The sequence below is a fragment of the Vibrio sp. SG41-7 genome (genome assembly GCF_014164465.1).
In the GTDB taxonomy this organism is placed as follows: Bacteria; Pseudomonadota; Gammaproteobacteria; order Enterobacterales; family Vibrionaceae; genus Vibrio; species Vibrio splendidus.
On record NZ_JACJFF010000050.1, the window covers coordinates 1 to 12,451 of the forward strand.

Consider the following 12,451-nt stretch of genomic DNA (forward strand, 5'->3'; position numbering starts at 1 on the left):
GGTCACTCAGTTCATTGAAATCAAGTTTGTTACCGAAGTAACTGTTACTACCTAAGTAATAACGTTTTGATATTCATCAACGAGTGCCCACACAGATTGATAGGTTTAAATTGTTAAAGAGCTTCACTTGTTGAGCGTTCCTTTTAAGTAAGGAGCCTCTCTAAGTGGACGGCCATTCTAGCGAATTAACATTCAGTGTCAAACACTTTTTGAAAATTAATTTTTTGTCGCTTTCCGTCTAACTGATTGTTGCTGAAGCCTTGTGGCGTCTGCCGTCTCAGTGGTGTCGCATTATAGGGAACCCACTCAGCTTAGCAACTACTTTTTCATAAAAAATGAATAAATAGGGGTTAACTGCCTAATAGTTCACCTAAACAGAAAAAAGAGAACATTTCTGCTCTCTTTTCGCTCAAAACCCAAAAGAATTCTTAGATAAATGCGTAAGCATCTGCGTACATATGGTCACGCTTTGCTTCTTTATTCTGAGTAAACATGTCTCTTGCAGCGCCTGCCATTTCGAAACGACCCGCAATGTAGATATCGAAATCAGCTAATGATTCGAAGCTTTGCGTGATTGCTTCTAATACATTACCCGTTTGGCCGTTCCAAACTTCAGGTGCTTCTTCTACTACTGGTACAAAATGCACATTGCTGTGTTTTGCTGCAATGTCGACAAGCTCTTCTTTCGCATACAGCTGACACTCATCTTTTGCACCCCAGTATAGATGAATCTCTTTTTTACTGTTCTGCGCGATGCAGTGATCGAGAATAGAGCGCACGTAGCTAAAGCCAGTACCACCAGCAATTAGTAACAGAGGACGATCGCTTTCTTCTTTAACCCACGCATCACCGTGCGGAGCATCAATAGCTATATCGCCATCTTCAGCTTGCGCTTTCTTCATTGCCTCAACGACTTCTGATGCGTAAGCATTGTGCTCAGCTGCACCAATGTGTAACTCAAGCTCGCCTTCATGGCGACAAGGGCTGCTTGCAATCGAAAATGGACGCTTATCTTTCTCGCCCATTTCAACCATCAGATATTGGCCCGCTTTAAAAGCGACCGGTGTTTCTGGGTGAAGTAGGATTTGGTAAGTATTACAAGCCAAAGGCTCGATAGACTTCACTTTACATTTAATAGTCATGCTCTTCCTCTTACTAACCCTTAATCGGCAAAGGTTAGAAATAAATTACTTTCTGCAAATGCTTGGCAAGCAAAAATCCAGCCTTGTTGCTGCTCTTTCTCTGTGAGCATGGGTTCAAGATGGTAACTCACTTGCCCTTCTAATTTTCTGCACATACACATCGCGCATGCGCCGACTTGGCAACGATTTGGGAAATATATATCGCTGTTGAGCGCAGCATCCAAGACCGTTTGCCCTTTTTCTACGGTAAAACTGATGTTTTCTGGGTATAAGACTACTTGGTAGCTCATGAAATTCCTAGCTGTTCCCAGATGCTATCAATCTTTTTAACGACATCAGGATCTTTTGTGATTGGAACACCCCACTCACGGAGGCATTCGCCTTCCCACTTATTGGTCGCATCTAGACCCATTTTTGAGTGTCCTGTTTCATTCTGTAGGAACAACGTATCTCTGGCCGGATCCATTCTTGTGGTCACCGCCCAAATAATGTCATTCCAATCACTCACGTTGACATCGCCGTCACACACGATAACAAACTTGTTCTCATCAAATTGAGACCAAACCGCTTCCATGATTTTCTTACCATTACCTGCAGCTTGCTTATCAATAGACACCACAACCATGTTGGCATTATCGTTTTGCAGGTGAATATCAATAATTTCAGGATGAACCTTGGTTAACTCAGCTAAGCTACCCTCTATATGTTCACTATTTACAGGTGCTGCTTGGACATCTGGCGATAACGCTAACTCTGCATCCCACTTCTTAGTGATATCTAGACCCATCTTAGAACCTAACCCAACCACGGGTGATGCAAAATCCAATGAATCGATTGGCGTGTGCTCTATCATCAAGCTATCGCGTGACGGATCCATATGTTCACACATAGCAGCGGTCACTTGAGACCAGTCTCGTGCATTCACATCTTCATCGCACACCAATACAAACTTGGTGTACATGAATTGGCGTAAGAAAGACCATACACCCATCATCACTCGCTTAGCGTGACCTGGGTATTGCTTCTTCATGGTTACTACTGCCATTCGGTATGAACAACCTTCAGGCGGTAGATAGAAATCTTCAATCTCTGGGAACTGCTTTTGAAGAATAGGAACAAACACTTCATTTAACGCAACACCCAATACCGCAGGCTCATCAGGTGGACGGCCAGTATAGGTGCTGTGATAGATAGGGTTTTCGCGCATGGTTACATGAGTAACAGTGAACACATGGTGCTTTTCTTTCTCGTTGTAGTAACCAGTATGATCTCCGTAAGGCCCTTCGTCCGCGAACTCATTCGGGTCGATGTAACCTTCAATCACGATTTCCGCACTTGCAGGAACGTCTAAATCATTGCTGATTGATTTAACAACCTCAGTTTTACTACCGCGTAGTAAGCCTGCAAACGCGTATTCCGATAAAGTATCCGGCACTGGCGTAACCGCACCAAGAATGGTGGCAGGGTCTGCTCCAAACGCTACAGAAACTGGGAATGGTTTACCTGGGTTAGTTTCCATCCAATCACGCAGATCAAGCGCTCCGCCACGGTGGGCTAACCAGCGCATAATGACTTTATTCTTGCCGATCTTTTGCTGGCGATAGATGCCTAAGTTTTGGCGTTTCTTATTAGGACCGCGAGTAACCGTTAATCCCCATGTTAGCAATGGCGCGACATCGTCGGCCCAACAGCTCATCACGGGGATTTTATCTAGGTCGACGTCATCACCCTGCCATATCACTTGTTGGCATGCCGCTTTACGAAGACGTTTAGCTGGCATATTTAAGACTTGCTTAAACACCGGCAGTTTATCGAGAGCGTCTTTAAAGCCTTTAGGTGGCTCAGGTTCCTTTAGGTAAGCTAACAACTTACCCACTTCACGCAGTTCTTTCACTTCCTGACGACCCATACCAATAGCCACACGATTAGGTGTACCAAATAGATTGGTTAAAACAGGCATGTCATAACCTATTGGATTTTCAAACAAAAGAGCCGGGCCACCAGCACGTAGAGTACGGTCGCTAATCTCGGTCATTTCATAGTCTGGATCGACTGGGTAAGAAATGCGTTTCAACTGACCAATACTTTCAAGATGGTCGATAAAATCACGTAAATCTTTAAAACTCATAGGACTTCTACATACTGATTATTCTGCGCTCAGTATATCAAAAAGGGTGACGCTGAGATCCCCCTTTTTAGTGTGGTTATTGAGAGGCAAAATCCACTTTACGGTAATGCTTGCTCGATCAAAGAGCTCTTCACCTGAGGGTTATCATTTACAAGATCTTGCAACCATCGCGTATGACCTTGTTTGGCTAATTCACGGGCGACTAATGGCGCTTCATCGGCAATCGCCATCCTAGAGACAAGAAACTCCTTCACCTCTTCTGATAGCGGGTTAACCTTGGTAAGCAAAGTAATCGCTTCATCTTTCAAACGAGGGTTCTTAGTCGCAGCCATTACTTGTTCAAGTGCGAACGCTTGTTTGGTTTCAGCAAGGCGGACTAGCTCAGCTTGGCTATGATAATCGGCCTTCATTCGCCATAGAATCTTGTAGACCTCTGGGTCTTCGCTCACTTGCGCTAATCGAATCACCACCTCAGTAGAAGGTAGCCAGCTAACAATCGAGGAGGCCGTGAGTTGCTTAGTCAGATAATCAACCGCTTCAGGAGACAAACTGTCTAGCTCTCTGATTAACAATGCTTCTCGTGTTTGAACTTGATGCTCAGATCCAGATAACCACTCTTTTAGGTCGAGTTCTTGTTTCTCTGCATCTAACACAAACACCAGCGTCTTCTGGTCTTGGCGCCACTGTTTGATGAGCCGGTTGGCAATCGAAGGGTAATTAAAGGCAGGTACCGTAAACTCATAACCATCTCCACGCTCTAAAACTTGGTAAGTTGGCGTGATAGCGAGTTGCTGCTCAATGAAGATAGACATCTTGGGGGTGAGGACAATTTTTTGCTGTTCGAGCTTCTTCAAGAGTTGGTAACGAGCCACTTCTTGTTGGGGAAATGTCAGACGCTCAAGCGCGAAGCGCAGCGAATTGACTTCGTCACGTACGACAAATTCGAGTAATTCAGCAGTTTTCAGTTTTACTTGATCATTCTCAAGCCAAGACTCTACTGTAATTGGAGACATCTCGGTGGCATAGCTCATACCGACCGGGGAAAGTAACAGTGAAGTAGACAGGAGTAATGATGACAACAGTCCATGTTGCATTTTAACTTCCTTTTAACACTTTTGCTCATTCTGCAAGCTGTCGCTATAAAATGCAAATAAAAAGCGCCACCCGAAGGCAGCGCTTTTTAATAACTATCAGCTAATCAAGACTACTGACGACGCATTGCGTCAAAGAACTCATCGTTCGTTTTAGTCATTGCTAACTTATCGATAAGGAATTCCATTGCATCAGTTTCGCCCATAGGGTGAACAATCTTACGCAGGATCCACATCTTCTGTAGCTCATCAGGCTTAGTAAGAAGCTCTTCACGGCGAGTACCAGAGCGGTTGAAATCAATCGCTGGGAATACGCGCTTTTCAGCAATCTTACGGTTAAGGTGCAGTTCCATGTTACCTGTACCTTTGAATTCTTCGTAGATTACTTCATCCATCTTAGAACCAGTATCAACCAGTGCAGTTGCGATGATAGTTAAGCTACCGCCTTCTTCTACGTTACGTGCCGCACCGAAGAAACGCTTTGGACGATGTAGAGCATTCGCATCAACACCACCAGTAAGAACTTTACCTGATGAAGGAATAACAGTGTTGTAAGCACGAGCTAGACGAGTGATTGAGTCCAGTAGGATAACCACATCTTTCTTGTGTTCAACAAGACGCTTCGCCTTCTCGATTACCATTTCTGCTACTTGTACGTGGCGAGATGCTGGCTCATCGAAAGTCGATGCGATTACTTCGCCTTTAACTAGGCGCTGCATTTCTGTTACTTCTTCTGGACGCTCATCGATAAGTAGAACCATTAGTTCACACTCAGGATGGTTGCGTGCAATGCTTTGTGCAATATTTTGCAGAAGCATTGTTTTACCTGCTTTAGGCGGAGCAACAATCAGACCACGCTGGCCTTTACCTATAGGTGAAGCAAGGTCAAGAATTCGAGCTGTGATATCTTCAGTCGCACCATTACCTGCTTCCATCACCATACGTTCGTTGGCGTGAAGAGGAGTCAGGTTTTCAAAAAGGATTTTGTTACGAGCGTTGTCTGGCTTGTCGTAGTTAACCGTGTTTACTTTAAGCAGTGCAAAGTAACGTTCGCCATCTTTAGGTGGACGGATTTTACCGCCAATCGAGTCACCGGTGCGAAGGTTAAAACGACGAATCTGGCTTGGTGATACGTAAATATCATCTGGCCCAGCAAGGTACGAACTGTCGCCGCTACGCAGGAAACCAAAACCGTCTTGAAGAATTTCTAGAACACCATCACCAAAGATGTCTTCACCACTTTTTGCATGCGCTTTAAGGATGGAGAAGATAATGTCTTGTTTTCTTAGGCGAGCTTGATTTTCAAGACCTAGGCTTTCGCTAAGTTTAACAAGTTCAGACACAGGTCTGTTCTTCAGTTCAGTAAGATTCATAGTGGTGGAAGTTTGTTTAGTCAAAATAGGATCTGTTTTCTTAAGTTAAGAAGGAGTTGGTCACAGGATCGACCAAGAAGAGAAATTCGTTCAATTAACGTGCGATAAATTAGCACTAAAACTAAGACTAGTCCATAGCTTAGAAAAAACAAAACCGCGCATTTGTTAACTGCGCGGTTTCTTTTCAAATGCTGACCTGATTAAAGGTTAGCGTCTAGGAACTCTTTAAGTTGAGTTTTAGACAATGCACCAACTTTAGTTGCTGCTACGCCGCCATCTTTGAAAAGAAGCAGCGTTGGAATGCCACGAATACCGAATTTTGGTGGAGTTCCAGCATTTTGGTCGATATTTAATTTACCGATTGTGAGCTTGCCTTCGTACTCGTTTGCGATTTCATCAAGAATCGGCGCAATCATTTTACATGGACCACACCATTCTGCCCAAAAATCAACAAGAACAGGGCCTGCAGCATTGATTACATCGTTATCAAAACCGTCATCAGTTAGCTGCAAAATCTTATCACTCATCTTCCACTCCAATGTATTTTTTAGAACTGGTTGGATGATAACCAGTAAATAGATGCCCTATTGGAATGTATTTACTTTCGTATTGCAAGCTTAAGCTGATATTCTATAGCAATGAAAAAGACGCATATCACAGAGCAAAAGTTCGCCGACTTGGATTTACTTCCTCAAGTCATTGAAGGATTGGAGAAAAAAGGGTTCGATTATTGTACCCCTATCCAAGCCTTGGCGCTCCCGGTACTGCTCACCGGCCAAGACATTGCAGGCCAGGCCCAAACGGGTACTGGTAAAACGCTTGCGTTTCTAACTGCTACTTTTAACCACCTGCTAAAAACACCTGAGCATGAAGGGCGTAAGCCTAACCAGCCACGTGCAATTATTATGGCACCAACGCGTGAACTCGCGATTCAGATCTACAACGATGCTGACTCTCTGGTTGAAAGCACGGGTATCAAAGCAGCACTCGCTTACGGTGGCGAAAGCTACGACAAGCAGCTAGGTAAAATCGAAGAAGGCGCAGATATCTTAATTGGTACTACTGGCCGTATCATCGATTTCTACAAGCAAAAGGTATTTAACCTTAACCACATTCAAGCTGTTGTGCTTGATGAAGCCGATCGTATGTTTGATCTGGGCTTTATTAAAGACATTCGCTTCTTGTTCCGCCGTATGCCTGAGCCAAAAGATCGCCTGAACATGCTGTTCTCTGCGACGCTGTCTTACCGCGTACAAGAGCTAGCGTTCGAGCACATGCACAACCCAGAGCACGTGGTTGTTGAGCCTGAGCGTAAAACAGGTCACCGCATTCAAGAAGAACTGTTCTACCCTTCTAACGAACATAAGATGGCTCTTCTACAAACGTTAATCGAAGAAGAATGGCCAGATCGCGCAATCATCTTCGCTAACACGAAGCACAAATGTGAATCAGTTTGGGGCCACTTGGCTGCCGATGGTCACCGTGTAGGCCTGCTAACTGGCGATGTTCCTCAGAAGAAACGTGAAAAAATTCTTGAGCAGTTCACCAAAGGTGATGTTGACCTTCTTGTCGCAACTGATGTTGCAGCTCGTGGCCTACACATTCCTCAAGTAACACACGTATTCAACTTCGACCTACCTGATGATTGCGAAGATTACGTTCACCGTATCGGTCGTACAGGTCGTGCTGGTGAAAGCGGTCACTCGATCAGCTTTGCTTGTGAAGATTACGCAATCAACTTGCCACCAATCGAAGAATACATTGAGCATGCTATCCCAATGTCTGACTACGATGCTTCTGCACTACTAGAAGATCTGCCAGCACCGATGCGCTTACGTACACGTAACCCGCAACAACGCCGCTCAAACAACAATGGCCCACGCAACGGTAACCGTAAACCAAACCAGAACCGTCGCCCACGCCAACCGCGTCATAACAAGGAAGCTTAGTCGCTTATGAGTCAAACAGTGTCACCCCCGCTTTATGCTGCAATCGACCTCGGGTCGAACAGTTTTCATATGCTCGTTGTGCGTCACATCGATGGCAGCGTACAAACTATGGCTAAGATTAAGCGTAAAGTGCGTTTAGCAGCAGGCTTAAATGAAAATAATGCGCTTAGTACAGAAGCTATGCAGCGCGGTTGGGACTGTTTGAGTCTCTTTGCAGAGCGACTGCAAGATATTCCGAAAGAAAATATCCGCATTGTGGGTACAGCGACCCTACGTACCGCTATCAATGTGGATATATTTCTAGAGAAAGCGAACCAGATCCTTGGTTACGACATCAATGTTATCTCTGGTGAAGAAGAAGCTGCGACTATCTATAAAGGCGTAGCACACACTTCTGGTGGCAGCGGCCGCCGACTGGTCGTTGATATTGGTGGCGCAAGCACCGAAATGATCATAGGTGAAGGCTTCTCAGCGAAAGCACTAACTAGCCTGAAGATGGGCTGTGTTACCTGGCTTGAGCGCCACTTTAAAGATCGCCAATTAACCGCAACCAACTTTAACAATGCCATTGAAGCGGCTAAGTCTACGTTGGCTCCTATTCTTGATAGCTACACTGATATCGGATGGGATGTGTGTGTTGGTGCCAGTGGTACCGTTCAAGCACTGCAAGAAATCATGTTGGCGCAAGGCATGGATGAAGTCATTACTCATGCCAAACTTAAGCGTCTACAGAAACAAGCTATGATTACCGAGCGCTTGGAAGAGCTAGAAATAGAAGGATTGACCCTAGAGCGTGCATTAGTGTTCCCAAGTGGCCTTTCTATTCTTATCGCTATTTTTGAGCTACTTGAAATTGATTCAATGACACTCGCAGGCGGTGCACTCCGTGAAGGCCTAGCCTACGAGATGGTGGATGAACTTCGCCAAGAAGATATTCGTGCGCGTACCATCAAGAGCGTGCAATCACGTTACCAAATGGACATAAGCTACGGTGAACAAGTTGCTGTCGTCGCACAAACTCTGTTAGAGCAAGCAGGCGCCGAAACATGGGTTTCAGAACCACAAGCTGGCGTGCTATTGCAAACCGCAGCTAAGCTTCATGAGATTGGTTTAACCATCGATTTCAAAAAAGGTGGCGAGCACAGCGCTTACCTACTGCAGAACTTAGACCTGCCTGGCTTTACTCGAGCGCAAAAGCACTACTTGGGTGAGTTAACACGTCGCTACCGTGAACAGTTAACCTCATTGCCTGAGCAACATGCAATCTCAGGCACCAGCAGCAAGCGTATTTTACGAATTCTGCGTTTAGCTATTTTGCTGACCCACCGTCGCAATCCAGCGCTAGAGCCTGAGTTTAAGCTTGCAACCGATGGTAACAACCTGACCTTAACGCTTTCTAAGCAATGGCTAGCAGACAACCCGCTGACCGCTGCTGAGCTAGAGATCGAGTCGAATAGACAAACCGATATTGGCTGGCCATTGAATATTGAATGCCTCTGATATTAGTATCTGACGCTAGAAATTAAAAAAGCCCAAGTTAGTAGCCTAACTTGGGCTTTTTCTTATCGCTGCATTAATGCTTTGTGTTACAAATCTCAAACTTAAGCGTTAACACCTGTCGCTTTAAAATCAGGGTTCACTGCGGTTAACTTCTTAACCACGTAATTAAGAAGCACACCGTACATAGGCACGAACAAACCTAAGCTAATGATGAGTTTGAATCCGTAATCAACCAACGCAATTTCAGTCCAGTGCTCAGCCATGAATGGATCTGGGCTTTGGTAGAAGGCAATCGCAAAGAACGCGATGGTATCAATGGCATTACCAAAAAGTGTCGAACACGTTGGTGCAACCCACCATTGCTTCATTTGGCGTAAGCGGTTGAACACATGCACATCCAAGATCTGACCGAGCAAATAAGCCATGAAGCTTGCCGCTGCGATACGTGCAACAAACAGGTTGAACTCGCCTAGTTGGCTAAAGCCTTGGAAGGAACCTTCAAAGAACACCACAGACAATAAATAAGAAACGGCCAGTGCAGGCAACATCACTAAGAAAATGATTTTACGAGCAAGCTGCGCACCAAAAATGCGTACTGTGAGATCGGTCGCTAGGAAGATAAACGGGAAAGTGAAAGCACCCCAAGTGGTGTGCATACCGAAGACGGTAAAAGGTAGCTGAACCAAATAGTTGCTTGACGCAATAATCACCAAATGGAACAAAACTAATAGTGCTAGGGCTTTGCGCTGTTGCGCAGGGGTAAAGTTACTCATGCTGTACCTTTTTAGTTTGGTTTGGGGGTGAGGGAACCCAAATCGAGTCATTTCTTCGAATAAACTAAGAAAGCTCTTACCAATAATGTGAATTAAAAATGTTTCTATAATTTGCTCTATTGAGCGGCGGGCGATTATACATTAATCAATATTGGCTGCAACGGTGAGAACAAACGCAAACGTTTATCCTCACTTTTATTGATGAATGACATTAGAAGCCAGGTTTAGAAGCGACGTTTCAGAAGCCATGCAAAAAGTTAGAAACCGCGCTTAAAAAGCGTCGCGAGATAATCAAATTCTTCTCGGCTTTCTTCAGCGTTTAACGACTCAAACCAGATTGATTCGCTGTAATGCTCAGACTTTAAAAACATTCGACAATCTTCAAAATCAATCAACCAAGAGTGCATATCGGCGTCCCATTGCTTTTCAACAACAGAAGCTGACAGCAACGCCACCAGCTTTTCGCCTAGCACTTCATAAGAATCAAAATCAAAACTTGGAGACGTAATCAATAAACGCCCTTCCTCAGCCAAATACTCTCTTAAGCCAAATTCTGTTGGTGTTGTCATGTCCCTATCAACCTTATTCTTTTTCTATAAGCCAATCGTTTTTATAAGCTAGTCGTTTCTTGCAAGCTAGCCGTGTGTGGTGATGTGTTCTTGAATCAAATCTAAGAATGGGTCTGCGTACTTATCAAGTTTACGCTGACCAACGCCATTTACCGCCAGCATCTCGCCATAAGATGTGGGTAGGATTTCGGCCATATCAATCAGCGTCGCATCACTGAATACCACGTATGGTGGCAAACCATCTTCATCAGCAATCGACTTACGCAGCTTACGCAGTTTGGCAAACAGCTTCTTATCGTAGTTCTTGCTGCTTAGTTTATCGGACTTCGCATTACGCACTGCTGTATCTAAACGAGGTACAGCCAATTCTAAAGACATCTCACCACGCAGTAACGGGCGGGCTTCTTCTGTTAACTGTAATGTCGAGTTACGAGTGATGTTTTGGAACAACAAACCTTTGTGAATCAGCTGACGGAAGATACTGATCCAGTAATCGTGGCTATGGTCGCGGCCGATACCGTAAGTAGAAAGCTTGTCGTGACCATTATCGCGTACACGGATATTCTGCATACCGCGCATCACTTCAACCACATAGCCCATACCAAACGACTGATTAACGCGGTACACACAAGACAACGCCTTCTGCGCCTCTTGGGTCGCATCAAAGTGCTTAGGTGGGTCGAGACAGATATCGCAGTTGCCACATTGCTTCTCGCGATATTCGCCAAAGTAGTTCAACAGAACCTGACGACGACACGTTTGCGCTTCGGCAAAGGCACTCATCGCGTTCAGCTTGTGCATCTCAACTTGTTTTTGCGGGCCTTCTTCTTTTTCATCAAGCATACGACGCAGCCAACCCATATCAGCAGGGTCAAACAACATCATAGCTTCAGCAGGCAAGCCATCACGACCCGCACGGCCAGTCTCTTGATAATAAGATTCGATATTACGTGGAATATCAAAGTGCACCACAAAGCGTACGTTAGGTTTATTGATGCCCATACCAAACGCCACAGTCGCCACAACGATCTGAACATCATCACGCTGGAAAGCTTCTTGAACGTAAGCACGTTCGTCGGTATCCATGCCGGCATGGTAACCCGCAGCGCGAATACCGTTATTGCACAGCTTCTCGGTCACCATCTCCACTTTCTTGCGACTACCACAGTAGATGATGCCGCAATTGCCTTTCTGTGTTTCTAGGTAGCGAACCACCTGTGACACGGGCTTGTGCTTCTCAACCAAGTTGTAGCGAATATTAGGGCGATCGAAGCTGCCTAAATGCGTATGTGGATCCACCAACTGCAAGCGCGAGATAATATCTTTACGAGTCGCATCATCGGCAGTTGCCGTTAGCGCCATGTAAGGTACATGTGGGAAATACTGTTTAAGCTGACCTAATGATGCATATTCAGGGCGGAAATCGTGCCCCCACTGAGAGATACAGTGCGCTTCATCGACCGCAATCATCGAAAGCGGTAAGCCTTGTAGACGCTCGATAAAGTCACGCATCAACACGCGCTCTGGCGAGACATACACCATTTTCAACTGACCTGAGTTCATACGATTAAAGACCGAGATCAGATTCTCACGCGGCATTGACGAGTTAATGCACTCTGCCGCGACACCGTTGGCTTTCAACTGATCAACCTGGTCTTTCATCAACGAAATCAGCGGTGAGATAACCAGAGTCAGCCCTTCACGAACCAAAGCCGGGATTTGGTAACACAGAGATTTACCGCCACCGGTTGGCATAATCACCAAGCTGTCTTTGCCCTCAACGGCCAAATCAATGACCTCTTGCTGACCATCGCGAAAGCTTTGATAGCCGAACACATCTTGCAAGATGGTTTGCGCATCATTCGCGGGAGTTGGTATTTGCTCAGCAATCAGAGTGGCGGTCATTATGGTTCCTAATCGAGGTAT

General features: G+C 45.3%; 11 protein-coding genes. 2 read left to right on the forward strand and 9 right to left on the reverse strand.

From position 1 onward, the window contains the following. Nucleotides 1–428: 428 nt before the first annotated feature. The 6 genes from fre to trxA form a co-directional block, all read right to left on the reverse strand. A complete protein-coding gene (fre, locus tag H5300_RS14240) occupies nucleotides 429–1,142 on the reverse strand; it encodes an NAD(P)H-flavin reductase (protein ID WP_004736628.1) in 714 nt (237 codons plus the stop codon). A gap of 20 nt (nucleotides 1,143–1,162) precedes the next feature. Continuing rightward, the gene (locus H5300_RS14245) at nucleotides 1,163–1,432 is read right to left on the reverse strand and encodes a 2Fe-2S iron-sulfur cluster-binding protein (protein ID WP_182796235.1); all 270 of its coding nucleotides are present in this window, start codon (nucleotides 1,430–1,432) and stop codon (nucleotides 1,163–1,165) included. Then, nucleotides 1,429–3,270, reverse strand: a complete 1,842-nt coding sequence (gene ubiD / locus H5300_RS14250; protein WP_182796236.1) for a 4-hydroxy-3-polyprenylbenzoate decarboxylase — start codon at nucleotides 3,268–3,270, stop codon at nucleotides 1,429–1,431. Before ubiD ends, H5300_RS14245 begins: the two co-directional genes overlap by 4 nt. Nucleotides 3,271–3,368: 98 nt before the next feature. Beyond that, nucleotides 3,369–4,364 carry a hypothetical protein gene (locus H5300_RS14255; RefSeq protein ID WP_182796237.1) on the reverse strand — a complete coding sequence of 332 codons (996 nt, stop codon included), beginning with the start codon at nucleotides 4,362–4,364 and terminating at the stop codon, nucleotides 3,369–3,371. Nucleotides 4,365–4,474: 110 nt separating this feature from the next. After that, nucleotides 4,475–5,734, reverse strand: a complete 1,260-nt coding sequence (gene rho, locus H5300_RS14260) for a transcription termination factor Rho (protein WP_004736633.1) — start codon at nucleotides 5,732–5,734, stop codon at nucleotides 4,475–4,477. A 200-nt stretch (nucleotides 5,735–5,934) separates the two neighbouring features. Then, nucleotides 5,935–6,261, reverse strand: a complete 327-nt coding sequence (gene trxA, locus H5300_RS14265) for a thioredoxin TrxA (RefSeq protein WP_004736635.1) — start codon at nucleotides 6,259–6,261, stop codon at nucleotides 5,935–5,937. Between the two features lie 111 nt (nucleotides 6,262–6,372). Between trxA and rhlB the strand changes: the two genes are divergently transcribed. Together rhlB and gppA are read left to right on the forward strand one after the other, a co-directional pair. Then, complete coding sequence (rhlB, locus tag H5300_RS14270) at nucleotides 6,373–7,683, forward strand: ATP-dependent RNA helicase RhlB (RefSeq protein ID WP_004736636.1); 1,311 nt, start codon at nucleotides 6,373–6,375, stop codon at nucleotides 7,681–7,683. A 6-nt stretch (nucleotides 7,684–7,689) separates the two neighbouring features. Further along, nucleotides 7,690–9,183 (forward strand): guanosine-5'-triphosphate,3'-diphosphate diphosphatase, encoded by a 1,494-nt coding sequence (gene gppA, locus H5300_RS14275; RefSeq protein ID WP_182796238.1) that lies wholly within the window; start codon nucleotides 7,690–7,692, stop codon nucleotides 9,181–9,183. 101 nt (nucleotides 9,184–9,284) lie between these two features. Here the strand turns inward: gppA and H5300_RS14280 are convergent, their stop codons facing one another. The 3 genes from H5300_RS14280 to recQ form a co-directional block, all read right to left on the reverse strand. Beyond that, on the reverse strand, nucleotides 9,285–9,956 hold the full coding sequence (locus H5300_RS14280; protein WP_004736638.1) for a 7-cyano-7-deazaguanine/7-aminomethyl-7-deazaguanine transporter: 672 nt from the start codon (nucleotides 9,954–9,956) through the stop codon (nucleotides 9,285–9,287). Between the two features lie 257 nt (nucleotides 9,957–10,213). Further along, nucleotides 10,214–10,525, reverse strand: coding sequence for a DUF3630 family protein (locus H5300_RS14285; RefSeq protein WP_009848192.1), 312 nt, complete (start codon nucleotides 10,523–10,525; stop codon nucleotides 10,214–10,216). A gap of 66 nt (nucleotides 10,526–10,591) precedes the next feature. Then, on the reverse strand, nucleotides 10,592–12,430 hold the full coding sequence (recQ, locus tag H5300_RS14290; RefSeq protein WP_182796239.1) for an ATP-dependent DNA helicase RecQ: 1,839 nt from the start codon (nucleotides 12,428–12,430) through the stop codon (nucleotides 10,592–10,594). Nucleotides 12,431–12,451 lie beyond the last annotated feature (21 nt).